Origin of the sequence: Methylobacterium crusticola (assembly GCF_003574465.1) — a bacterium.
Taxonomy (GTDB): domain Bacteria; phylum Pseudomonadota; class Alphaproteobacteria; order Rhizobiales; family Beijerinckiaceae; genus Methylobacterium; species Methylobacterium crusticola.
The window spans coordinates 1-22,899 of the sequence record NZ_KZ984629.1 but is presented as its reverse complement, the minus strand read 5'-3'; the positions used below and the strand labels follow the sequence as shown (position 1 = coordinate 22,899).

General features: G+C 71.9%; 20 protein-coding genes. 14 read left to right on the top strand and 6 right to left on the bottom strand.

Annotation, left to right across the window (positions count from 1 at the left end; translation table 11 throughout):
• Positions 1-100: 100 nt before the first annotated feature.
• Together DT057_RS03390 and DT057_RS03385 are read left to right on the top strand one after the other, a co-directional pair.
• Positions 101-334 carry a hypothetical protein gene (locus tag DT057_RS03390; RefSeq protein WP_128560715.1) on the top strand — a complete coding sequence of 78 codons (234 nt, stop codon included), beginning with the start codon at positions 101-103 and terminating at the stop codon, positions 332-334.
• Positions 335-511: 177 nt separating this feature from the next.
• Positions 512-739 carry a hypothetical protein gene (locus DT057_RS03385; protein WP_128560714.1) on the top strand — a complete coding sequence of 76 codons (228 nt, stop codon included), beginning with the start codon at positions 512-514 and terminating at the stop codon, positions 737-739.
• Positions 740-845: 106 nt separating this feature from the next.
• Here DT057_RS03385 and DT057_RS03380 read toward each other — a convergent pair whose 3' ends face one another.
• Complete coding sequence (locus DT057_RS03380) at positions 846-1,322, bottom strand: hypothetical protein (protein WP_128560713.1); 477 nt, start codon at positions 1,320-1,322, stop codon at positions 846-848.
• Positions 1,323-1,825: 503 nt separating this feature from the next.
• Between DT057_RS03380 and DT057_RS03375 the strand changes: the two genes are divergently transcribed.
• A complete protein-coding gene (locus DT057_RS03375) occupies positions 1,826-2,041 on the top strand; it encodes a hypothetical protein (RefSeq protein ID WP_238313691.1) in 216 nt (71 codons plus the stop codon).
• A gap of 356 nt (positions 2,042-2,397) precedes the next feature.
• Here the strand turns inward: DT057_RS03375 and DT057_RS03370 are convergent, their stop codons facing one another.
• The 5 genes from DT057_RS03370 to DT057_RS03350 form a co-directional block, all read right to left on the bottom strand.
• Entirely contained in the window at positions 2,398-2,676 is a 279-nt protein-coding gene (locus DT057_RS03370; protein ID WP_128560712.1) for a hypothetical protein, read from the bottom strand.
• A 143-nt stretch (positions 2,677-2,819) separates the two neighbouring features.
• Positions 2,820-4,478: a B12-binding domain-containing radical SAM protein gene (locus tag DT057_RS03365; protein WP_128560711.1), complete on the bottom strand. Its 1,659-nt coding sequence runs from the start codon at positions 4,476-4,478 to the stop codon at positions 2,820-2,822.
• Positions 4,479-4,776: 298 nt separating this feature from the next.
• Complete coding sequence (locus DT057_RS03360; RefSeq protein WP_128560710.1) at positions 4,777-5,304, bottom strand: DUF3016 domain-containing protein; 528 nt, start codon at positions 5,302-5,304, stop codon at positions 4,777-4,779.
• A gap of 124 nt (positions 5,305-5,428) precedes the next feature.
• Complete coding sequence (locus DT057_RS03355; protein WP_128560709.1) at positions 5,429-6,337, bottom strand: response regulator transcription factor; 909 nt, start codon at positions 6,335-6,337, stop codon at positions 5,429-5,431.
• Entirely contained in the window at positions 6,330-9,692 is a 3,363-nt protein-coding gene (locus DT057_RS03350) for a hybrid sensor histidine kinase/response regulator (protein WP_128560708.1), read from the bottom strand. The genes DT057_RS03355 and DT057_RS03350 overlap by 8 nt, the downstream gene beginning before the upstream one ends.
• 285 nt (positions 9,693-9,977) lie before the next feature.
• On the opposite strand from DT057_RS03350, the gene urtA reads away from it, so the two are divergent.
• The 11 genes from urtA to DT057_RS36430 all read left to right on the top strand — a co-directional run.
• Positions 9,978-11,237, top strand: coding sequence for an urea ABC transporter substrate-binding protein (gene urtA, locus DT057_RS03345; protein WP_128560707.1), 1,260 nt, complete (start codon positions 9,978-9,980; stop codon positions 11,235-11,237).
• A gap of 140 nt (positions 11,238-11,377) precedes the next feature.
• Positions 11,378-12,304: an urea ABC transporter permease subunit UrtB gene (gene urtB, locus DT057_RS03340; RefSeq protein WP_128560706.1), complete on the top strand. Its 927-nt coding sequence runs from the start codon at positions 11,378-11,380 to the stop codon at positions 12,302-12,304.
• 12 nt (positions 12,305-12,316) lie between these two features.
• Positions 12,317-13,468 carry an urea ABC transporter permease subunit UrtC gene (urtC, locus tag DT057_RS03335; protein ID WP_128560705.1) on the top strand — a complete coding sequence of 384 codons (1,152 nt, stop codon included), beginning with the start codon at positions 12,317-12,319 and terminating at the stop codon, positions 13,466-13,468.
• 12 nt (positions 13,469-13,480) lie between these two features.
• Complete coding sequence (gene urtD / locus DT057_RS03330; RefSeq protein ID WP_128560704.1) at positions 13,481-14,266, top strand: urea ABC transporter ATP-binding protein UrtD; 786 nt, start codon at positions 13,481-13,483, stop codon at positions 14,264-14,266.
• A 205-nt stretch (positions 14,267-14,471) separates the two neighbouring features.
• Positions 14,472-15,218 (top strand): urea ABC transporter ATP-binding subunit UrtE, encoded by a 747-nt coding sequence (gene urtE, locus DT057_RS03325; protein ID WP_238313689.1) that lies wholly within the window; start codon positions 14,472-14,474, stop codon positions 15,216-15,218.
• 11 nt (positions 15,219-15,229) lie between these two features.
• A complete protein-coding gene (locus DT057_RS03320; protein ID WP_128560702.1) occupies positions 15,230-16,246 on the top strand; it encodes an alpha/beta fold hydrolase in 1,017 nt (338 codons plus the stop codon).
• Between the two features lie 76 nt (positions 16,247-16,322).
• A complete protein-coding gene (gene fmdA / locus DT057_RS03315) occupies positions 16,323-17,552 on the top strand; it encodes a formamidase (protein WP_128560701.1) in 1,230 nt (409 codons plus the stop codon).
• Position 17,553: 1 nt separating this feature from the next.
• Entirely contained in the window at positions 17,554-17,856 is a 303-nt protein-coding gene (locus tag DT057_RS03310) for an FmdB family zinc ribbon protein (RefSeq protein ID WP_128560700.1), read from the top strand.
• A gap of 91 nt (positions 17,857-17,947) precedes the next feature.
• Positions 17,948-18,994: an aliphatic amidase gene (locus tag DT057_RS03305; RefSeq protein WP_128560699.1), complete on the top strand. Its 1,047-nt coding sequence runs from the start codon at positions 17,948-17,950 to the stop codon at positions 18,992-18,994.
• Between the two features lie 6 nt (positions 18,995-19,000).
• Positions 19,001-19,801, top strand: a complete 801-nt coding sequence (locus DT057_RS03300; protein ID WP_128560698.1) for a CbbQ/NirQ/NorQ/GpvN family protein — start codon at positions 19,001-19,003, stop codon at positions 19,799-19,801.
• Positions 19,802-21,719: 1,918 nt separating this feature from the next.
• On the top strand, positions 21,720-22,899 hold a 1,180-nt coding region (locus tag DT057_RS36430), incomplete at its 3' end, for a N,N-dimethylformamidase beta subunit family domain-containing protein (protein WP_420870301.1).

The following is a 22,899-nucleotide window of genomic DNA, read 5'->3' as shown; positions in this document are numbered from 1 at the left end:
CCGCGCCCCGCGCGGGGGCCGGTCGCGGCGGTCTTGGTGATCGGCGGATCCTGCCGCATGCTGGCGCGGTCGTTCCGGATCCTTCGCAGGATGAAGCCGCATGTTGCCGAGGAGCACCGATCCCGCCGCGGGGCTCGCCGAGAGCGCGGCGCCGCATCCGGAGGAGATGACGGCGACCGTCGACCTCCGCGTCCGCGAGTTCGTCGTCCTCAAGGCGAGTGCCCGGGCGACGCCGGCGGGGTTGGTCGCGGTCGCGGTGCTGGTGACGGCGATCCTCGCTCCGGCCGCCTGGCTGGCGCGGACGCGATCGCGAGACCGCGCGCGCCTGAGCTAGGATCTTGCCGCGCCCCGTCGCGCGGATCGTGCCGCGCCCCGCCGCGCGGATCGTGCCGGGCCCCGTCGCGCGGATCGCGGCGCGAGGCGGATCGGCGGGCTCCGGCCGGAGACCGGGACGACGCGGCGTCGCCGCGAGGCCGCCGACCTGACGTTGGTCGATCATCGGAGGTTCGTGATGCGGGTGGACACGCGCAGGCTCTACGAGAGTTCCAACGGCGACGTCTGGCACTTGGTGCGCGACGCGGGCGGCGGCGTGTTCGTCCGCCACGCGGGCAACGCGGCGTCGGGCGGCCATGTCGTGGACGTCAGTCTCGCGGCGTTCCTGAGCCCGGACCGCGCCGGGCCCGAGCATCAGGAACTGCGCCGGCTGATCGGAACGCTGATCGATCAGCCGGCGCAGTGAGGACCGGCGGCGGCGCCGTGACCTCGCTTGCGCCGGAGCGGCGAGGAACCGGTGCCTTTGGGCGCGAGCGGCGTCACGGCCTGCGGCGCATGCGCGCCCGCGGGGCTCAGGCGCGCGGGCAAGGCTCGCTCATCGCGGAGCGCAGGCTTCGCCCACCGAAGACGACGTCGTCGAGCGCCCAATCCGCCCCGTTCTTCACGAAGACGAAGGTCCTGCCGTCGGGTTGCCCGAACTGCCTGAACCGGACCGTGACCCGCTGCTCGCCCCCGCCGCTGTCGACGACCGACGCGGACACATCCGTGACCTTGATATCCTGCCCGGACACGAACATCGAGCTTGCGAAATGCTGATCCTTGATCCGGTTCTCGCAGGATCTGTCCTTCGCATAGATCCTTCTGAACTCGGGACTGATGGCTCCGTCGAGGCCGTTCTGCGGCGTGCCGGCCTCGATCTGGCGGTAGGCCGACCGCACTCGCTCGAGGGGCGCCCGCGCTTGCGCGGCCGCGAGGGGAGAGGGCAGCGCGGCCAGGCCGGCAATCAGGATCCCGGACCACGCCGCACGTGTCATGTCGATGCCCAGCACGGAATGCCTCGAAGCGACGGGAGAGCACGCGGTCGCCGCGAGCCGGGGAGATTGTCGCAAGAGAGTACCGCCCGGTGAAGCACCGAGGGAGTACGGCTTCGGGTGGTGCCGGCGGTTCAGTCCAAGGCAGGTCTTGCCCGTGCGCACGCGCGCGGCGGCGTCAGTTTCTCGCCGGACCTCGGGACTCGCCGCGCCGCCACGGCGAGCGGGGCGGCCCGAGCGTGGGTCCGCCGGCACCTGCCCGGCCGCTCCCGCCGATCGTTCGGAGCGACCGGGCGCCTGATCCCGACGATTGCTGCGAAGATTGGAACTCGCCTTCTTTGGCCGACGTTGATGGCCGATACGAGCAAAAAGCTGAGATCAATCTCGCGTCCTGCGCTTGAGTTGCGGGATCTTGCGGCTCGTCCGAACCTCAGTGCGTGAACATCGTGATCTCTGACCCCGCCCTCTCTTCGCGAGGAGAGTTCGGCCACAAACCGTAACCATATTCGAGGGAGAGCGCCATGGAAAACGGAAGTCCTCTATTCTGGCTGGCCTTCGTCACGTTTGGAATTGTGTTTGTCGTCCTGATCTATCAACGCGTCCGGGTGCATCGGGCAAAGCAGACGGGAGAGCGCTCGACCTTCACGGACACGCATGGCGGTGAGCCGCGCGCGCAGGTCGGCATCGGGGAAACGCAGAAGAAGGCCGAGGCCAATCCCGCGGCGACGCCCAGCTGACCGACCGGCCGGTCCGGTCCCGGCGACGACGCGGAAAGTCTCGCCGCCGGCCGCGCGCTCCTGGAACCGACACCCCGTCCTGCTCCGGCTCGCCCGGGCGGCGCCTCCGGCTGAGACGGGCGCGCGCCCGGGCCACGGCATCGGACGCCCTGCCGGGGCATGCCCGCCCGGGCGCGGCCGGGCGGCCCCGCGCTCGCGGCTGCACGCCTGGCCTCCCTGATGGCCGGCGCAACCCGGCGGCGGATCACTGGTCCGTCATCCGGGACGACCGAACGCCCGCCGGGGGTCCAACCCCGGCGGGCGTTCGGGCTCGTGGGGCGTTGGCCGAGCGGCTTACTCGGAGCCGAGCGGCCCGGCTACTTGCCGCCGCCGCCCTGGGGCACGCCGCGCTCGGGCTGGCTGGCATTGCCGCCCGTCGCCGAGTTGCTGTGGAAGGTATCGGCGCCCGTCCCGCTCGGGGAGATCGTCACGTTCGGGCTGTCGCCGGTCGTGCCGGGCGAGGGCGCGACCACGCCGGGCACGACGGGGGCCGGGGCGGGCACGACGACGACGGTGCCCGCGGGTGCCTGGGCGGCAGCGACATGGGTGAGGCCCACGACGAGGGCAGCGGCGAGGGTCAGGGTGGTCGGGCGCATGATGGATCCTTTGAACCGGGTCGGGGAGGCAACGCGACCGGCTGCGAAGGAGTTCACCTCAGGACAGCAGAACCCGCCGCCGGGTCGGGTGCGCGGGTCCGGCCGGACCCGACGTCCCTCGCAGGGGGAGCCGCCCCGGGCCCTCACGCCACCGCCGCGACGGGGCGGGCGGCGCAGGCTTCGGGCGCCGCCGGCAGCGCCTCCGGCTCGACCCACTGCCCGGCATCGAGCTCGGCGATGCGCGCGTCGATGGTGCGCACGACGTACTGCCCGAAGGGGTAGAGGTGCACGAAGTGGGCGACGTTGCGCAGGACCGCCTCGTAGGATTTCGGGCGGTGGCGCAGGCAGTCGTAGAGCGTGCGCCAGAAGTGGCGGGCGAGTTCCGGGTGCCGGACGTGCAGGCTCCAGACGAGGCGCAGGAAGGCGGCCGTGTCCCGGCGCACGGTCTGCCAGTGGATGCGGCGGGGCCGCAGCGTCGGCCTGTCGAGCAGGCGCCCGAGCCGGCGCACCCGGGCGAAGTACGCGTCCGGGCTGTAGGTCGCCGCCACCACGTCGCGGTAATCCTGCATGATCTCCCGGCGCGGCCGCAGCGTGGTGAAGTTGAGCCCCGCCGTGCACATGTCGCCCGACTCGGTCATCGACTGGCGGAAGCGGCCGAACAGGCGCCCCTCCCGGGTGAGGCGGCGCGAGAGCTGGGTGTTGGGCAGGGCGGTGAGGAGCCCGACCGTCGCGGTCGGGATGCTGGTGTCCCGGATGCAGGCCGCCATCGCGTCGGCGACGCTCTCCTCCTCGGTGTCGAAGCCGACGATGAAGCCGGCCGCCACGTAGATGCCGGCCTTGTAGATGCGGTGGACGCTCTCGGCGATGCTGCGGCGGGTGTTCTGCTTCTTCTGGGTCTGGATCAGGGTCGCCTCGTCCGGCGTCTCGATGCCGACGAACAGCGCGAAGAAGTTGCAGCGGCGCATCAGCCGCAGCAGCTCGGGATCGTCCGCGAGGTTCAGCGAGGCCTCGGTGGAGAACTTGAACGGGAAGCCGTTCCGCTCCTGCCACGCCTGCAGGTGGGGCAGGAAGGCTTTGACCGCCTTCTTGTTGCCGATCAGGTTGTCGTCCACGAAGTCGACGTGGCCGCGGTAGCCGAGCTCCAGCAGGCGGTCGAGCTCGGCGAGCATCTGGGGCGCCGTCTTGGTGCGGGGAGCCCGCCCGTACAGCTCGATGATGTCGCAGAACTCGCAGGTGAACGGGCAGCCGCGGGAGAACTGGACGTTCACCCAGAGGTAGTTGCGGAAATCCAGCAGGTCGAAGCGCGGGATCGGCGTCTTGGTGACGTCGGCCTTGAACTTCTGGGCCGTGAAGCGGCCGCGGCGCTCGCCGGCCTCCCAGGCGGCCACGAACTCGTCGATGATGCCCTCGGCCTCGCCGATGACGATGAAGTCCGCCTCCTCGAAGGCCTCCGGCGTCGAGGTCGGCGCCGGGCCGCCGAGGCAGACCGGCACGCCGAGGCGTCGGCACCGCTCCATCAGGGCGACGATGTCGGGCTCCTGGGGCAGCATGCCGCCGGTCATCACGAGGTCGGCCCCCGCGATGTCGGCGTCGGTCAGCTCCTGCGCGTTGCGGTCGATCAGGCGCAGGCGCCAGGTCTGCGGCAGCATCGCGGCGAGCGTCACCAGGCCCAGCGGCGGCGCCAGGCAGCGCGCGCCCTGGAGCGCGCAGGCGGCCTCGAAGCCCCAGAAGGAATTCGCGTTGAAGCGCGGCGAGACCAGCAGGACGCGGGGCGACGGCGACTGGATCGGCGAGGTCTTCATGCGGCGTATCTCACCCCCGTGGATGACGTACACTAGCCGCCGATTGTGGGCGAAACTGTGATCGATTTGACACGACGGCCATCGTTGCCAATTGTCAGGTATAGGACGCCGCTGATTCCGCGCAGGGCGGGCGCGTGTGCCTGGCCGTACGGCCGCCCTGCGCGTGGCGACCGGTGCCGGGCCGTCCAGCGGGGCGGGACGACTTGCGATGGACTGTCTTCGGCCGCGGGATCGCCCGCGCCGGTGCCCGGGACGCCGGCGGCGAGGCGCACGGCTGCGATCGACCGGGGGGGCGGGCTCACGGGGAGGCGAAGCGCTTCGCGAACCAGTCCCGCAGGAGCGCGCGCTCGTAGTACAGGCTGCCGGAGGAGAAGCGTGGATTGGAGGCGAGGAGGAAGTTGATGTCGGTGATCGTCTCCTCTCCCCGCCGGACGACCTTCCGGGAGCGCCGCAGGACGTAGGCGAGGCGGAGGCGGGGCGGCGTCGCGTCGGTCACGATGCGCGCACCCGTGGGCGCGCCGAAGCCGGGCCGGTCGATGCCGGCGAGGTCGATGTCGAGCACCGAGAGCTCGAGGCTCTCGCCCGGGCGCAGGCGTGCCTGCCCGAGCTGCTCCAGGATCCGGGTCATCCCGGAGAGCGTCGTCGCCAGCGACGGGCCCGAGCCGAACCGGGTCTCGGCGTCGGTGAAGCGCTCGGGCGCGACGTAGCGTACCCGGACCGGCTGCGCGGCGGCGGGTCCGGCGACCGGCTGCGCGGCGGCGGGTCCTGCGAGCAGAAGCCCCGCGGCGGCGGCCCCGGCGCGAAGGCCGCTCGGGATCCCGTTCATGCGCGCACTCCTCGGACCGGCACGAGGAGACGCGGGAGGAGCGCGGTTGGTTCGCGACTGGGGGTTTTGGAAGCACGCGCCGGCGCCTGCCCGATCCCGCGCGGCGGGCGTCGCCCCCGCCCGCTCAGCCGCCCCGGTCCTGCAGGGCCCGCATCACGAGGGCGGACGCGGAGGTGCGGTTCTCGACGCCGAGCTTGGCGTAGACCTGCTCCAGGTGCTTGGTGACGGTGCGGGGGCTGAGGCTCAGGATCTCGCCGATGTCGCGGCTCGCCTTGCCGCGCGAGACCCAGATCAGCACCTCCGCCTCGCGCTGCGTCAGGCCGAAGCGGCCGCGCAGGTGCGCGATCTCGTCGCCGGCGATGCGCGAGAGCCGCAGCAGGATCTCCTCCCGGCCGACCCGGCCGATCCAGCTGAGCTGGATCCCCCGGCCGTCGGGGGCCGCCAGGGTGAGGGGAGCGCCCGCGGCCCTGAGCCAGGCCCGGGCCTGCGGGGGCAGGGCCGGCTCGCCGGCCTCGTCGGGGTCCAGGTCGCGCAGGAGCTTGGCGGCCTGGGGCGTGCACCAGCGGACGGCGCCCGTGGGGTCGACCGCGAACATGTAGCGGCCGGCGCTGTCGAGGGCGAGCCGGGCCCCTTGAGCCGCCCGGGCGTTGGCGAGGTGGACGCGGATGCGCGCCAGGATCTCGCCCGGCGCGATCGGCTTCGTGACGTAGTCGACCCCGCCCGCCTCCAGCCCCTGGACGATGTGGGCCGTCTCCGTGAGCCCCGTCATGAAGATCACCGGCACGTCGGCGAGGCCGGGGAGCGCCTTCAGGCGGCGGCAGGTCTCGAAGCCGTCGAGCCCCGGCATCATCGCGTCGAGGAGCACGATGTCGGGGGTGACCTCCTGCACCAGCGTCAGGGCCGCCTCGCCCGCCACCGCCACCAGCACGGTCGCGCCCGTCGACTCGATCGCCGCCGTGAGGACGCTCAGCGTCTCGGGCGAATCGTCGACGACGAGCACCACGTCGCATCGCCCGGCGTTGCTCTCAGGCATCGCCCCGGATCCCCTCGAGGCGCGCCATGTAGCGCGGCAGGTCGTAGGCCTGGACGAGGCCGCGCAGCTCGGCGACGAAGGGCTCGGGCGCCTCGGCCTCCATCTCGGCGAGCTTCGCCTCGATGCCGCGGACGTGGCCCATGCGGCCCAGGCGGATCAGCTCCGCCACCTCCTCGGGCCACGCCCGCACGGCGCCGCCGCGGGGGTCCGGCGCCGGGAGGATGCGGGCGGGGTCGGGATCCCGGCCGACCCACGCGAGCCCGAGCAGCGCCTGGAGGCTGGCGAGGAAGTCCCGCAGGTCGAAGGGCTTGGCGATCATCGCGTCGTGCGGCGCGTCCTCGCCGCGCACCGGCGTGATCTCGTGCACGTTGGCCGACATCATCACGATCCGGGCCGGGCCGTGGCCCGCCGCGCGCAGGGCCCGGGCGAGCTCCCAGCCGTTCATGCCCGGCATGGCGATGTCGAGGAGGAAGAGGTCCGGCCGGCAATCGGCCGCGAGCGCGAGGCAGGTCCGGCCGTCGGCCGCCGACAGGAGCGTGAAGCCGAGGGGGCTCAGGATCTCCCGCATCAGGTCGCGGTGGGAGGGGTCGTCGTCGACGACGAAGACCGTGCGGCGGCGTCCCTCGTACCCTGCGACCGGCGCCTCCGCGGGCGGGGTCCGGGTCGTGCCGGTGATCGAGGCCAGCATCAGGCGCAGCCGGAAGGTGCTGCCGCGCCCGACGGCGCTCTGCACCGTGATCTCGCCCCCCATCACCTGGGCGAGGAGGTGCGCGATGGTGAGGCCGAGCCCGGTGCCGGGCTGGCTCGTCGCCGCCGGCAGCGAGCCGCGCACGAACGGCTCGAAGATCCGCGTGAGGTCCGCCTCCGGGATGCCCGACCCCGTGTCGCTCACGGAGAACTCGGCGATCTGGCTGCGCAGGCTCAGGGCCAGCACGACCTCCCCGCGGGCCGTGAACTTGATGGCGTTCGAGAGCAGGTTGAGGAGGATCTGGCGCAGGCGCTTCTCGTCCGTCGCCACCAGGGCCGGCAGGGCCTCGGGGCGCACGAAGCGGAAGGCGAGGCCCGCCGCCTCGGCCTGGGGCCGGCACATGTCGACGATCTGGTCGAGGAAATCGGCGAGCCGCACCTCGTTGCGGTGGAGCTGGAGGCGCCCGGCCTCCATGCGGGAGATGTCGAGCAGCCCGTCGATGAGGCCCGAGAGGTGCTCGGCGCTGCGGCGGATCACCCGCAGGCCGGCCCGGCGGGGCGGCGGGATGGCGGGGTCGGCCTCGAGGAGCTGCGCGTAGCCGAGGACGGCGTTGAGCGGCGTCCGCAGCTCGTGGCTCAGGCCCACGACGTAGCGGCTCTTGGCGAGGTTCGCGGCCTCCGCCGCCTCCTTGGCCTGCTGAAGCTTGGCGTCGGTGACCCGGTGGGCGGCGATCTCGGCGCGGTGCAGCGTGGTCTGGCGGGCGGTCTCCTCGTAGGCCACCCGGCGGCTCTCCTGGGCGAGGACGAACAGCCAAGCGACGATGCCGAAGATGACGGTCAGGACCACGAACACCGCCTGGAGCGCCTGGGCGAGGCCGGCGGCGTGCGCGGGGGCGCGGTGGGCGCCCTCGGCGTAGACAAGGCCGAGAATCAGGCCCGCCGTCGCGCACAGCGCCAGCATCACGCCGGCGTAGCGCCCGAGGCGCGAATCGACGAGTGCGGCCGCCCGGGCGGTCAGCAGGCGCTCGGCCGCGAGCCGCGCCTGGGCCCCGAGCCGGGCGTGGGGCTTGCACGAATCGCCGCAGCGCGCGTCGAGCGAGCAGCACAGCGAGCAGATCGGCACGGCGTAGGCCGGGCAGTAGGCCATGTCCTCGGACTCGAAGCCGTGCTCGCAGACCCCGCAGGTGATCGTGCCGCGTCCCCCCCAGTGCCGGCGCGGGCGCCGGGCGAGGTAGTAGCGCCCCTCGGTCGCCCAGGCGATCACCGGGGCGGCCACGAAGGCCGTGGCGAGCGCCACGAAGGCCGCGAAGGCCTGGACCGCCTCGCCGAGCACGCCCGAGTAGGCGAGGCAGGCGAGGCCGCAGGCGAGCGCCATGGCGCCGGTGCCGACCGGGTTGATGTCGTAGAGGTGCGCCCGCTTGAACTCGATGCCGGGCGGCGACAGGCCGAGCGGCTTGTTGACCACGAGGTCGGCCACGAGGGCGCCGACCCAGGCGGCCGCCACGAGGGCGTAGAGCCCGAGGGTGCGCTCGAGCGTCTTGTAGATGCCGAGCTCCATCAGCAGGAGCGCGATGGCGACGTTGAACAGGAGCCACACCACCCGGCCCGGATGGCTGTGCGTCAGCCGCGAGAAGAAGTTCGACCACGCGATCGAGCCCGCGTAGGCGTTGGTGACGTTGATCTTGAGCTGCGACAGGACGACGAACAGGCCCGTGAGCACGATCGCGCCGGTGTGCGAGGGCAGCACGTACCCGAACGCGACGGCGTACATCTGCGTCGGCTCGCTCGCCCGCGTCGCCGGGACCCCGTGGCGCAGGGCCAGCACGGCCAGGAACGAGCCGAGCAGGACCTTGGCCATCCCGGGCACGACCCAGCCCGCGCCGGCCCCCAGGACCGCCACCCACCAGCGCCCGCCCCGCCCCGGGGCCGGCGGGGGCACGAAGCGCAGGAAGTCGACCTGCTCGCCGATCTGCGCGATGAGCGAGAACAGGATGCCGCAGGCCGCGCCGAACAGCAGCGGGTCGAAGCCCGTGCCGGCGAGGCCCGCATGGGCCGTCCAGGCGGCGAGCGGCGCCTCCGCGGAGGCCGCGATGAAGGCGAGGGGCAGCAGGTTGAGGACGAGCCAGAGCGGCTGGGTCGCGATCTGGAAGCGGCTGATGCGGGCGATGCCGTAGGCCACGAGCGGGATCACCGCCAGCGCGCTCGCCAGGTACCCGAACGCCAGGGGCAGGCCGAAGCACAACTCCAGCGCGAGCGCCATGATGGCGGCCTCGATCGCGAAGAACAGGAAGGTGAAGCTCGCGTAGATGAGCGAGGTCAGGGTCGAGCCGATGTAGCCGAAGCCTGCCCCCCGGGTGAGCAGGTCGACGTCGAGCCCGTAGCGCGCCGCGTAGGCGCTGATCGGCACGCCGGTGAGGAAGATCAGGACGCCGACCGTCAGCACGGCCGCGACCGTGTTGGTGAAGCCGCTCGACAGGATCAGCGTGCCGCCGATCGCCTCGAGCGCCAGGAAGGCCACGGAGCCGAGCGCCGTCTGGGCCACCCGCGCGGCGGACCAGCGCCGCGCCCGCTTGGCGGTGAAGCGCAGCGCGAAATCCTCCAAGGTCTCGTTGGCGACCCACCGGTTGTAGTCGCGCCGGACCGGGATGATGCGCTGTCGTCCGTGCATGATGGGACCGGGGCGACCCTCGTTGCACTGCGGACAATCCCGCTGCCGCGGTGATGCACGAATCCCGCCAGCGTCACGCCGGCGGGGCCGCGGGGCGCAACCGCCCGCCACGCGCGCAACACAGCGAGAGATCATCCTGCGCGGCCCGCGGCCGCGGCGATATACGCAAAACAGCGTATATGCTGCGTCGCACAACGCCGCCTAGCCTTCTGACGGGCCAACCGACGACGGCCACCGGCGCCCGGTGGGCCCGGACGGCCGGCGATCCGCCAGGAGACGACCGCGATGGCAGTGGGGAACGACCGGGGCCTGGAATCCGCGTTGCGGCGCAGGCTGCTGATGGGGCTCGCCGCCGTGCCGGCGGCCGCCGCGATGCCGCGGCTCGCCCGGGCCGCCGGGCCGCCGACCTCGGCCGTCAACACCACCGGGCTCGCCGTCACCGACACCGAGGTGACGGTCGGCATCCTGCACTCGGTCACCGGCACGATGGCGATCTCCGAGACGGGCGCCCAGCAGGCCGAGAAGCTCGCCATCGAGGAGATCAACGCCGCCGGCGGCGTGCTCGGGCGCCGCATCAAGGTGATCCAGGAGGACGGCGCCTCCGACTGGCCGACCTTCGCCGAGAAGGCCAAGAAGCTCCTCGTCAACGACAAGTGCGCGGCCGTGATGGGCTGCTGGACCTCGGCCTCCCGCAAGGCGGTGCTGCCGGTGTTCGAGCAGTACAACGGCATGCTCTACTACCCGACCTTCTACGAGGGCCTGGAGGAGTCGAAGAACGTCATCTACACCGGCCAGGAGGCGACGCAGCAGATCCTCGCCGGCCTCGACTGGGTGCACAAGGAGAAGGGCGGCACCTCGTTCTTCTTCATCGGCTCGGACTACATCTGGCCGCGCACATCGAACAAGATCGCCCGCAAGCACGTCGAGAACGTGCTCAAGGGCAAGGTCGTCGGCGAGGAGTATTTTCCGCTCGGCCACACCCAGTTCAACTCCGTCATCAACAAGATCAAGCTGACGAAGCCGAACGTGATCTTCGCCGACGTGGTCGGCGGCTCGAACGTCGCGTTCTACAAGCAGCTCAAGGCCTCCGGCATCGATCTGTCGAAGCAGGTGCTGATGACGATCTCGGTGACCGAGGACGAGATCGACGGCATCGGCGGCGAGAACATCGCCGGCGCCTACGCCTGCATGAAGTACTTCCAGTCGCTCAAGAACCCGAACAACGAGAAGTTCGTCGCCGCCTTCAAGAAGATGTGGGGCGAGAAGACGGTCATCGGCGACGTGACGCAGGCCGCCTACCTCGGCCCCTACCTGTGGAAGCTGACCGCCGAGAAGGCCGGCTCGTTCGACGTCGACAAGATCGCGGCGGCCTCGGCCGGCATCGAGTTCAAGGGCGCGCCCGAGGGCTACGTCAGGATCGACCCCAACCACCACCTCTGGTCGAAGACCCGGGTCGGCCGCGCGCTGGCGAGCGGGCAGTTCGAGGTCGTCTACGAGAGCCCCGAGCTGATCAAGCCCGATCCCTTCCCCAAGGGCTACCAGTAGGCCCCGGGGACCGCCCGGGCGCCCCTCGCGCCGGCCCGGGAGGGCCGCCCGGCCCGGGCGCCGCCCCGCCATCCGCCCGCAACGGCGCCCTTCGCGCCGGAACCCTTCGCGCCGGAACCCCTCGCGCCGGAACTCCTGCCATGCTCGGTGACTACTCGCTCGGCGACCTCGGCGCGATCTTCGCCATGCAGGGCTTCGCCGGCCTCATCCTGTTCTCGGTCTACGTCCTCATGGCGCTCGGGCTGGCGATCATCTTCGGCCAGATGGGCGTGATCAACATGGCGCACGGCGAGTTCATGATCCTGGGCGCCTACGTCACCTACCTCTGCACGGGCTTCTTCCAGAGCCACCTGCCCGCCCTGTTCGCGGTCTCGTTCTTCGTCGCGATGGCGCTCGCCTTCGCGGCCGCCGGCCTGCTCGGCATGCTGGTCGAGTGGGCGCTCATCCGCCACCTCTACAAGCGCCCCCTCGACACGCTGCTCGCCACCTGGGGGCTCTCCCTCATCCTGCAACAGGCCTACCGCTCGGTCTTCGGCGCCCGGGAGGTCGGGGTCGAACTGCCCTCCTGGCTCATCGGCTCGGTCCAGGTCACGGAGGCGATCGAGATCCCCATCAACGGCATGGTGGTGATGGCCGTCACCATGCTGATCACCCTCGCGGTGGCGCTGCTGCTCTTCGCCTCGCGCTGGGGCAAGCAGGTCCGCGCCGTGATGCAGAACCGCGTCATGGCGGGCGCGGTCGGCATCGACACCGACCGGGTCGACCGCACCACCTTCGGCATCGGCTGCGGCATCGCCGGCATCGCCGGCTCGGCCTTCACGATGATCGGCTCGACGGGGCCGACCTCGGGCCAGCTCTACATCGTCGACACCTTCCTGATCGTCGTGTTCGGCGGCGCGGCCAGCCTCCTCGGCACCCTCGCCTCCGCCTTCTCGATCTCCCAGACCCAGTCGACGCTCGAGTTCTTCCTCTCCGGCTCGACCGCCAAGGTCCTGACCCTGCTCGGCGTCGTGGCGATCCTGATGCTGCGTCCGCAGGGCCTCTTCACCCTCAAGGTCCGTCGCTGAGGAGTGGCCGCGATGAAGCTCCCGACCATCAACGACAACCCCTTCATGAAGCCCGTGGAGTGGGTCAGCCTCGCGCTCCTGTGCGGGCTCCTCCTCGTGGTCCTGCCGCTGACGCTCGACGCCTTCCGGCTCAACCTCGTCGGCAAGTACCTGACCTACGCCTTCGTCGCCCTCGGGCTCGTGATCTGCTGGGGCTACGCCGGCATCCTGTCGCTCGGCCAAGGGGTGTTCTTCGGGCTCGGCGGCTACTGCATGGCCATGTACCTGAAGCTCGAGGCGAGCAGCGTCGAGGCCACCCGGATCCAGTCGACGCCCGGCATCCCGGACTTCATGGACTGGAACCAGATCACCGCCCTGCCGTGGTTCTGGACGCCGTTCCGCAGCCTGCCCTTCACGCTCCTCGCCGTGGTGGCGGTGCCGACGCTGTTCTCCGTCGTGGTCGGCGCCGCGATGTTCAAGCGCCGGGTCGGCGGCACCTACTTCGCCATCATCACCCAGGCGATCGCCGCGATCCTGTCGATCCTGATCATCGGCCAGCAGGGCTACACCGGCGGCATCAACGGCATCACGGACCTGCGCACCCTGCACGGCCTCGACATCCGCACCGACGGCGCCAAGCTCGTCCTCTACTTCGTCAACGGCGCGCTCCTCATCGCCTGCATCCTGGTGGCGCAGTGGGTCAAGCGCTCGAAGCTCGGCCGCATCCTGGTGGCGATGCGCGACAAGGAGGACAGGGTCCGCTTCTCGGGCTACGCGGTGGCGAGCTTCAAGATTTTCGCCTTCGGCCTCGCGGCGGCCTTCGCGGCCATCGGCGGGGCGATGTTCGCCCTCCAGGTCGGGTTCATGTCGCCCTCCTTCGTCGGCATCGTGCCGTCGATCGAGATGGTGATCTACGCGGCGGTCGGGGGGCGGCTGTCCCTGTTCGGCGCGGTCTACGGCACGCTGCTCGTCAACTGGGCCAAGACGACGTTCTCGGAGAGCTTTCCCGAATTGTGGCTGTTCGGCCTCGGCGCGCTGTTCATCGCGGTCGTGCTGGCCTTCCCCGACGGGCTCGCGGGCGTCTGGCGCCAGCACGTCGAGCCGCGCCTGACCCGCCGCAAGGCCCCGACCCAGAGCCCGCCCTCCGTGCCCGCGGCCCTGCCGCAGGGCGCCCCGGCTGAGTGAGGATCCCACGCGATGCATGCCGCCCTCCTGCCGGGCTCGGGGCCCGCCGCCGCGCCCGGCGCGCCGGACTTCCTCCTCGCCGTCGAGGCCCTGACCGTCTCGTTCGACGGCTTCAAGGCGGTCAACGACGTGTCGTTCTACGTCGATCCCGACGAGATCCGGGTCATCATCGGCCCCAACGGCGCCGGCAAGACCACGGTGCTCGACCTGATCTGCGGGCGCACCAAGGCGAGCGCGGGCTCGATCAAGTACAAGGGCACGGAGCTGACCAGGCTCTCCGAGAGCGCAATCGTGCAGGCCGGCGTCGGGCGCAAGTTCCAGACCCCGTCGATCTACGACGACCTGACGGTGTTCGAGAACCTCGAGATCTCGTTCCCGCGCGGACGCACCGTGTTCGGGGCGCTGACGTTCAAGCGCGACGCCGAGGTGCGCGACCGCATCCACGAGGTCGCCGCGATGATCTTCCTGAAGGACCACCTCGACGCCCGGGCGGAGTTCCTCAGCCACGGCCAGAAGCAGTGGCTCGAGATCGGCATGCTGCTGATCCAGGACCCCGAACTCCTGATGCTCGACGAGCCCGTGGCCGGGATGAGCGTGGCCGAGCGCAGGAAGACCGCGGAGCTGCTGCACCAGATCATCAAGGGGCGCTCGGTGCTGGTGATCGAGCACGACATGAAGTTCGTCGAGGACATCGCCCACCGGGTCACGGTGCTGCACCAGGGCCGGGTCCTGTCGGAGGGCTCGATGGAGCGGGTCAAGAACGACCCCAGGGTCATCGAGGTCTATCTCGGCCACTAGAGCACGCTCCGAGGGAGCGGATGCCGGTTCGTCGCAGACAATGCGGCGGAATCGGAAACCTGGAGCCGCGACCGGGTGCGACGTGAGCGGGTGCCGCTCCCGGAGGCGCCCCGGGGGCGGTGGCGGGCGCCAGGACCGCCGCTCGCCGCCGCGCCAGGAGCCAGCCGCCGCCATGCCGCCCGCGATCTTGCCAGAGGGACCGCCCGTGCTCCACACCGCCGCCGCCCCGCCCCCCGTCCTGCCGGCGCCCGACGCCGCCCCGCTGCTCGCGGTCGGCGACCTGCACGCGGCCTACGGCCAGAGCGAGGTGCTGCACGGGATCGACCTGCGGGTCGCCCCCGGCGAGATCGTCGCCGTGATGGGCCGCAACGGCATGGGCAAGACCACGCTGATGAAGACCCTGATGGGGATCGTGCCGGCGCGGGCGGGCACGATCCGCATCGGCGCCGACGACATCACGGGCCTGCGCACCTGGGAGCGGGTGGCGCGGGGCCTCGCCTACGTGCCGCAGGGCCGGATGATCTTCTCGGCCATGACCGTGCAGGAGAACATCGAGACCGGGCTCACCGTCACCGGCCGGGCGCGGGTGCCGGCGGACCTCTACGCCCTGTTCCCGGTGCTCGAGGAGATGAAGGGGCGGCGCGGCGGCAACCTCTCGGGCGGCCAGCAGCAGCAACTCGCCATCGCGCGGGCGCTCGCGAGCCGGCCGAAGGTGCTGCTGCTCGACGAGCCCACGGAGGGGATCCAGCCCTCGATCATCCGCGAGATGGGGCGGACCCTGAGGGCGATCCGCGACGCCCGCGGCCTCTCGATCGTGGTCTCCGAGCAGGTCCTGAGCTTCGCCCTCGACATCGCCGACCGGGTCCTGGTGATCGAGAACGGGACCCTCGTGCACGAGGACCTGCGCGCCGACGTCGACGAGGCCAAGGTCGCCCGATTCCTCTCCGTCTGAGGGCCCAGCCGATGACCGACCACCAGATCTACGCGCTCGGCGACGTCGTGCTCCAGTGCCGCAAGACGCTGCGGGACGCCAGGCTCGCCTACAAGACCTACGGCACCCTCAACGCCGCCCGGGACAACGCCATCGTGTACCCGACGTGGTACTCCGGCCAGCACACCGAGAACGAGTGGCTGATCGGCCCGGGCAGGGCGCTCGATCCGGACCGGTACTTCATCATCGTCCCGAACATGTTCGGCAACGGGCTCTCGTCCTCGCCCAGCAACACGCCGCCGCCCTGGAACGGGCCGCGCTTCCCGCACGTGACCGCCCACGACAACGTGCGGGCGCAGCACCGCCTCGTCACCGAGCACTTCGGCATCGAGCGGCTCGCCCTCGTGACCGGCTGGTCCATGGGCGCGCTCCAGACCTACCACTGGGCCTCGATGTACCCGGACATGGTCGCGCGCATCCTGCCCTTCCAGGGCTCGGCGCGCTGCTCGCGGCACAACTTCGTGTTCCTGGAGGGCGCCAAGGCCGCGCTCCAGGCGGACGCGGCCTTCGCGGACGGCTGGTACGCGAGCCCGCCCACCAGGGGGCTGCGCGCCTTCGGCCGGGTCTATGCCGGCTGGGGCCTGTCGCAGACCTTCTACCGCCTCGAGGCCGACCGGACCCACATGGGCTACGCCTCGCTCGAGGACTTCCTCGTCGGGTTCTGGGAGGGCCTGTTCTACGAGCGCGACGCCAACAACCTGCTGGCGATGCTCTGGACCTGGCAGAACGGCGACATCAGCGCCAACGACACCTTCCGGGGCGACTTCAAGGCCGCGCTCGGCGCCATCACCGCGAAGGCGATCCTGATGCCGGCCTCGACGGACCTCTACTTCCCGCCCGAGGACAACGCCATCGAGGCCGCCGCGATGCCGAACGCGCAGCTGCGCGTCCTCGACACCTGGTGGGGCCACTTCGCCGGCGGGCCCGGCACCAGCCCGGACGACATCAGGGTCCTGGACGACGCCCTGAGGGAGCTGCTGGCGCACTAGAGGCCCCGCCCCACCGCTTCGCCGGACCGGGCCGCCCGCTCCGTCGAGAACCGCCACCCACCGGAGGGAAACGCTGATGCCCGAGACGTTGATCAAGGTCGACCTGACCCAGTCGGCCTACGAGAACGACAGCGTGCACAATCGCTGGCACCCCGACATCCCGATGGTCGCGACGGTGAAGCCCGGCGACGACTTCATCATCGAGACCTACGACTGGACCGGCGGCTTCATCAAGAACAACGATTCCGCCGACGACGTGCGCGACATCGACCTGTCGATCGTGCACTTCCTGTCGGGCCCGATCGGCGTCGAGGGCGCCGAGCCCGGCGACCTCCTGGTGGTCGACCTCCTCGATATCGGCGCCAAGCCGGACAGCCAGTGGGGCTTCAACGGCTTCTTCTCCAAGCAGAACGGCGGCGGCTTCCTCACCGAGCACTTCCCACTGGCCCAGAAGTCGATCTGGGACTTCGAGGGCCTGTTCACGAAGTCGCGGCACGTGCCGGGCGTGCGCTTCCCGGGCCTGATCCACCCGGGCCTGATCGGCTGCCTGCCGGACCCGCGGCTGCTCGCGACCTGGAACGAGCGCGAGACCGGCCTCATCGCCACCAACCCGACCCGGGTGCCGGGCCTCGCCAACCCGCCCTTCGGCCCCACCGCCCACATGGGCCGCCTCGCCGGCGAGGCCCGGGACAAGGCGGCGGCGGAGGGCGCCCGCACGGTTCCGCCCCGCGAGCACGGCGGCAATTGCGACATCAAGGACCTGTCGCGCGGCTCGAAGATCTACTTCCCGGTCTACGTCCCGGGCGCCGGCCTCTCGATGGGCGACCTGCACTTCAGCCAGGGCGACGGCGAGATCACCTTCTGCGGCGCGATCGAGATGGCGGGCTGGGTCCACCTCAAGGTCGGCCTGATCAAGGACGGCATGGCGAAGTACGGCATCAAGAACCCGATCTTCAAACCGTCGCCGATCACCCCGCGCTACGACGACTACCTGATCTTCGAGGGCATCTCGGTCGACGAAGCGGGGGCGCAGCACTACCTCGACGTGACCGTGGCTTACCGCCAGGCCTGCCTCAACGCGATCGAGTACTTGAAGAAGTTCGGGTACTCGGGCGCTCAGGCCTACTCGATCCTCGGCACCGCGCCGGTCCAGGGCCACGTCTCGGGCGTCGTCGACGTGCCGAACGCCTGCGCGACGCTCTGGCTCCCGACCGGCATCTTCGAGTTCGACATCAATCCGGGCGCCGACGGGCCGACCCGCTACCTCGACGGGTCCGTCGAGATGCCGCTCTCGCCGGACAAGTGACATGCCCGTCTACGACTACGCCTGCGAGGCCTGCGGGCCGTTCACGGTGCTGCGCCCCATGGCGCAGTTCCGCGACCCCCACGACTGCCCGGGCTGCGGGGCCGCGGCGCCGCGCGCCTTCCTGTCCGCGCCCCGGCTCTCGGGCCTGGACGCGGCGACCCGGGCGGCGCACGCCACCAACGAGCGCAGCCGGCACGCCCCGCGCCGGCACGGCGCGGGCTGCGGCTGCTGCGGCCCGAAGACCGCGGCCCCGGCCGCCGCCAAGAGCTTCCCGGCCGCGAGGCCGTGGATGATCAGCCACTGAGCCGCGCCGCGCGCCGCCACGGGGGCCGCGCGGCCGACGCCCGGCAGGCGCCCGCCGCATCCACCGCTCCACCCTCCGAGGGAGAGAAGCCATGATCCACGGCGACATTTCGAGCAGCCGCGACAGCGTCGGCGTCGCGGTCATCAACTACAAGATGCCGCGCCTGCACACCAAGGCCGAGGTCCTCGACAATTGCAGCAAGATCGCCGACATGGTGGTCGGCATCAAGGCCGGCCTGCCCGGCCTGGACCTGATCGTCTTTCCCGAATACTCGACCCACGGCATCATGTACGATGCGCGCGAGATGTACGACACCGCCTCGACGATCCCCGGCGAGGAGACGGCGATCTTCGCCGAGGCCTGCCGCAAGGCGAAGGTCTGGGGCGTGTTCTCGCTCACCGGCGAGCGGCACGAGGAGCATCCCCACAAGGCGCCCTACAACACCCTGATCCTGATGAACGACCAGGGCGAGATCGTGCAGAAGTACCGCAAGATCATGCCCTGGGTGCCGATCGAGGGCTGGTACCCGGGCAACTGCACCTACGTCTCGGACGGGCCGAAGGGCCTGAAGGTCAGCCTGATCATCTGCGACGACGGCAACTACCCGGAGATCTGGCGCGACTGCGCCATGCGCGGCGCCGAGCTGATCATCCGCTGCCAGGGCTACATGTATCCGGCCAAGGAGCAGCAGATCCTGATGTCGAAGGCAATGGCGTTCGCCAACAACGTCTACGTGGCGGTGGCCAACGCCTCGGGCTTCGACGGCGTCTACACGTATTTCGGCCATTCCGCCCTGGTCGGCTTCGACGGCCGCACCCTCGGCGAGTGCGGCGAGGAGGAGAACGGCATCCAGTACGCGGCCCTGTCGAAGTTCCTCATCCGCGACGCGCGCCAGCACATGCAGTCGGAGAACCACCTCTTCAAGCTGCTCCACCGCGGGTACACGGGCATGATCAATTCCCGCGAGGAGCGGCACGGGATGTCGGAGTGCCCCTACGACTTCTACCGCCGCTGGATCGACGACCCGGACGGCACCCGCGACGCGGTGCGGGGCATCACGCGGGCGAGCGTCGGGACCGAGGAATGCCCGATCGAGGGCATCCCCCTGGTCGGGGAGGGCGGCGCGCCGCACCGCTGACCGGCCGTGCTCTCCGCCTACCGCCTCCGCGAGGAGCCCTATTACCGCCCGGTCGGCGACGAGGTCGGGCTGTTCGCGGCGGCCGCGGCGGCGCGGCTGCCGATGATCCTCAAGGGGCCGACCGGGAGCGGCAAGACGCGGCTCCTGGAGCACATGGCCTGGCGCCTCGGCCGGCCCCTCGTGACCGTGGCCTGCCACGAGGACATGAGTGCCGCCGACCTCGTCGGGCGCTGGCTGCTCGAGCCCGCCGGCACCGTCTGGCAGGACGGGCCGCTGACCCGGGCGGTGCGCCACGGCGCCATCTGCTACCTCGACGAGGTGGTGGAGGCCCGCCAGGACACCCTGGTGGCGATCCACCCGCTCACCGATTCGCGCCGGATGCTGCCCCTGGAGCGGACCGGCGAGGTGGTCCGGGCCCATCCCGACTTCCTCCTCTGCGTCTCCTACAACCCGGGCTACCAGGCCGCCCAGAAGGACCTGAAGGAATCGACGAAGCAGCGCTTCGGCGCGCTCGCCTTCGGCTATCCCGATCCGGCCCGGGAGGCCGAGATCGTCGCCCACGAGGCGGGGGTGGAGGCGGCGCTGGCCGCGCGCCTCGTGCGGGTCGGCGCGGCCTCCCGCGCCCTCGTGGCCGAGGGGCTGGCGGAGGGCGCCTCGACCCGGATGCTGATCCAGGCCGGGCGCCTGATCGCGGCGGGCATCGGCTTCGTGCCGGCCTGCACCCTGGCGGTGGCGACGCCGCTCACCGACGATCCGGCCCTGCGCGACGCCCTGGCGGCCCTCCTCGACGCGCAGGCGACCGGGTGAGCGGGGTCGGCGCCCGCCGGCGGGCCGCGACCCTGCGGGCGCTCTGGGGCCTCGGCACGCCGCTCGCCACCCTGCCGCCGCCCGGGCCGGGCGACCCGCCGCAGCGCCCGTCCTTCGACGAGGCGGGGCTGCGGCTGCCGCACGGCCCGGCCCCGGCCCACCGCCGCGACGACCGCCTCGCCGAGGCGAGCCTCGCGCATTTGNCGGGGGCCGGTTTCCCGTCGGCCGGCTCAGGCCCGTGCAGGTCGCGATGGTCTCGTTGTTCGAGGATGCGCGGGTCGAGGCGCTGGCGCTCGCCGCGCATCCGGGCCTCGGCGCCCTGTGGCGTCCGTTCCACCGGGCGGGCCCGCACGAGGCCCGCACGGCGCCGGGCCTGATGGCCCGCCTCGCCCGGGCGCTCGCCGATCCCGCCTACGCCGATCCCGACCCGTTCGTCGCCCGGGGGCTGGCGCTGTTCGGGTCGGACCCCGTCGCCTGGGCGGATCCGGGGCTGAGCCGGCGCCTCGGCGACCGCCTCGGCAACGATCTGGGCCAGATGCGGCTGCCCTTCAGTGCCCGCAGCCCCGTGCCGGAGCCGGCCTACCGGGACGACCATTCCGGCCTCTGGGAGCAGGAGCCCGCGACGGCGGCGCCGCGGAGCGACGCGTCCCCGGGCGAGGCCGCCGCGGCGGCGCGCCCGCGGGCCTGCACGGTGCAGGACGTGCCGCGCCTCACCGGCCGCGCGTGGCGCTATCCCGAGTGGGACCACCGCATCGGCCGCGTCCGGCCCGCATGGGTCACGGTGCGCGAGGAATCGGCGCCCGCCGCGCCGCCCGGCGCCGGTCCGCCGGCCGACCCGCGCCTCGGCGCGGCGCTGAGCGCTCTGCGCCCGCGGCGCCCGACCCGCCTGCGGCGCCGGACCGAGGGCGACGCGTTCGACCTCGCCGCCTGCATCGACGCGCAGGCGGCCCTGCGGGCCCGGCGGAGTCCCGATCCGCGGGTCTACGAGCGGACCCTGCGGCGCGCCGAGGCCGCCCCGGTGCTGCTCCTCGTCGACGCCTCGCAATCGACGGCCGATCCGCTGCCGGGATCCGCCGAGCCGGTCCTCGCGGCGGAGCGGCGCGCCGCCGGACTACTCGCCGCGGCCCTCGCGGACCTCGGCATCCCCTTCGCGGTCCAGGCCTTCCGCTCCGCCGGGCGCCACGACGCGCGGATCCGCCCGATCAAGGACTGGTCCGACGGGCCGGGCCTCGTCGCCCCGCGCCTCGCCGCCCTGACGCCCGGCGGCTCGACGCGGCTCGGCGCCGCGATCCGCCATGCCGGCGGCGCGATCCCGGCCGGGCCCGGCCTCGTGCTCGTCCTGACCGACGGGGAACCCGCCGACATCGACGTCCACGATCCCGCCTACCTGGTCGAGGATGCCCGTGCCGCCTGCCTGGCGCTGGCGCGCAGGGGCGTGCGGGTGTTCGGCATCGGGATCGGGACGGGGCGGGACCGGCGCTTCGCCCGGATGTTCCCGCCCGGCAACGCCGTCGCGGCGACGGGTGCGGGCGACCTCGCGGGGCGGCTCCTGCGCCTCGCGGCCGCCGCGCAGGCGTGATGGTCGGGAGCCCCCGGGGCGCCGCCGGCGCCGCCAGGATCGCTGCCGGCGCGCGCGGTCGGGCCCCGCCGCAGGAGCAGGATGACGGCGTGCGCCAGTCGTGCTGATTGCTGATCTGTGGGAAACATGGTATCTGCATTGTGTCTCAATATAAAAATCCTGTATCCCGATCAGAATTTTCGATCTTAAGTGCATCAGAGCATCTACAAAAGGCGTATATTGAGAGTATAAATAAGCCCCTTACGGGGGTACGGCCGCCCTATGTTTGTTTGTCTTAGCGGACGTTCCAGGATTGGATATTAATCCGGCAGAGCAGGCCTCGTTGTGGGGAGCGGTACCATGTCCTTCATCGACCGATCGATGCTGCAGGCGTCGTACGCACCCGCCCGGCTCGTCGCGGCCCTGAAGCGCTGGCGCGGCGTCCTCGGGGCGGAGGCCGTGGAGGACGAGCCCGTGCGGTCGACCGACGCCGGCTGGGAGATCGCCGAGGGCAATGCGGCCCCCGACCCCGTTCCGGTCGGCCTGCGGCCCGCCGGCACGGGCGCCGACTGGCTGCGCGTCCCAGCCATTCCGGGGTCGAGCCCGTCGATCCTCCCGTCCGCCACGCCCGCCGACGCCGCGGGTTCACCGGGCGCGGCGGCCCTCGGCGGGGCAGGGAGCCGGGGCGCGGACCTCACGGCCGCGCCCGCGGAGCTCACGCCCTCCCCCCTGCCGGCCTCGGCCGAGCCCTTCCGCCTGAGCGCGGCCGCGGCCCCGGCCGGGCCCGAATCCGGATCGGCGGCCTCCCCGGCGGCGGCGAGCGTCGCGGCGCCGGCGGACCCGACGATCGTGCTCGCCGCGGACGCGCCGGTCGGGTCCGGGACGGCCGCCGGCGACGCGGTGCTGCCGTCGAACCCGACCGCGCACCCGAGCGCCCTGGCGGGCATCGCCTCGGGCGCCGCCGCCCAGGCCAACATCGTGGCCTGCTGCGGCACCTGCGGCTACGTCAACTGCCCGATGCGGCCCCTCGAGCAGCTCGCCGGCAGCGGCACGGTCATCAACGGGCAACTGCCCGGCCAGGGCGCGTCCTCGACCAACTGGCAATTGCCGGGCGCGCCCCTCGTCGGCGGGGGCGGGGCCACCGCGGCGACCCAGGCCGGAACCCTGAGCGGCCCCGTCACCATGATGACCGTCAGCCAGGCCGCCGCGGCCCCGACGGCCGTCAACCCGATCGTCCTCGAGAACCAGAAGACCGGCAACCCCGAGAGCGAGTGGGGCATCGACGGCTCCGGCGACTCCAACATCGAGGGCTTCGCCACCGACATCAGCGTCGATCACGGCCAGACCGTCGACTTCAAGATCAACACCGACTCCACGAACTACCGCATCGACATCTACCGCCTCGGCTATTACGGCGGCATGGGGGCCCGCAAGGTCGGGACCATCCAGCATACCGGTCTCCAGAACCAGCCGACGCCCCTGGTCGACGCGACGACCGGCGAGGTGGATGCCGGCAACTGGTCGGTGTCGGCCTCCTGGA

Coding starts and splice junctions, on each gene's coding strand:
- DT057_RS03390 (WP_128560715.1), top strand. CDS start 101: ATGTTGCCGAGGAGCACCGATCCCGCCGCGGGGCTCGCCGAGAGCGCG.
- DT057_RS03385 (WP_128560714.1), top strand. CDS start 512: ATGCGGGTGGACACGCGCAGGCTCTACGAGAGTTCCAACGGCGACGTC.
- DT057_RS03375 (WP_238313691.1), top strand. CDS start 1,826: ATGGAAAACGGAAGTCCTCTATTCTGGCTGGCCTTCGTCACGTTTGGA.
- DT057_RS03370 (WP_128560712.1), bottom strand. CDS start 2,676: ATGCGCCCGACCACCCTGACCCTCGCCGCTGCCCTCGTCGTGGGCCTC.
- DT057_RS03365 (WP_128560711.1), bottom strand. CDS start 4,478: ATGAAGACCTCGCCGATCCAGTCGCCGTCGCCCCGCGTCCTGCTGGTC.
- DT057_RS03360 (WP_128560710.1), bottom strand. CDS start 5,304: ATGAACGGGATCCCGAGCGGCCTTCGCGCCGGGGCCGCCGCCGCGGGG.
- DT057_RS03355 (WP_128560709.1), bottom strand. CDS start 6,337: ATGCCTGAGAGCAACGCCGGGCGATGCGACGTGGTGCTCGTCGTCGAC.
- DT057_RS03350 (WP_128560708.1), bottom strand. CDS start 9,692: ATGCACGGACGACAGCGCATCATCCCGGTCCGGCGCGACTACAACCGG.
- urtA (WP_128560707.1), top strand. CDS start 9,978: ATGGCAGTGGGGAACGACCGGGGCCTGGAATCCGCGTTGCGGCGCAGG.
- urtB (WP_128560706.1), top strand. CDS start 11,378: ATGCTCGGTGACTACTCGCTCGGCGACCTCGGCGCGATCTTCGCCATG.
- urtC (WP_128560705.1), top strand. CDS start 12,317: ATGAAGCTCCCGACCATCAACGACAACCCCTTCATGAAGCCCGTGGAG.
- urtD (WP_128560704.1), top strand. CDS start 13,481: ATGCATGCCGCCCTCCTGCCGGGCTCGGGGCCCGCCGCCGCGCCCGGC.
- DT057_RS03320 (WP_128560702.1), top strand. CDS start 15,230: ATGACCGACCACCAGATCTACGCGCTCGGCGACGTCGTGCTCCAGTGC.
- fmdA (WP_128560701.1), top strand. CDS start 16,323: ATGCCCGAGACGTTGATCAAGGTCGACCTGACCCAGTCGGCCTACGAG.
- DT057_RS03310 (WP_128560700.1), top strand. CDS start 17,554: ATGCCCGTCTACGACTACGCCTGCGAGGCCTGCGGGCCGTTCACGGTG.
- DT057_RS03305 (WP_128560699.1), top strand. CDS start 17,948: ATGATCCACGGCGACATTTCGAGCAGCCGCGACAGCGTCGGCGTCGCG.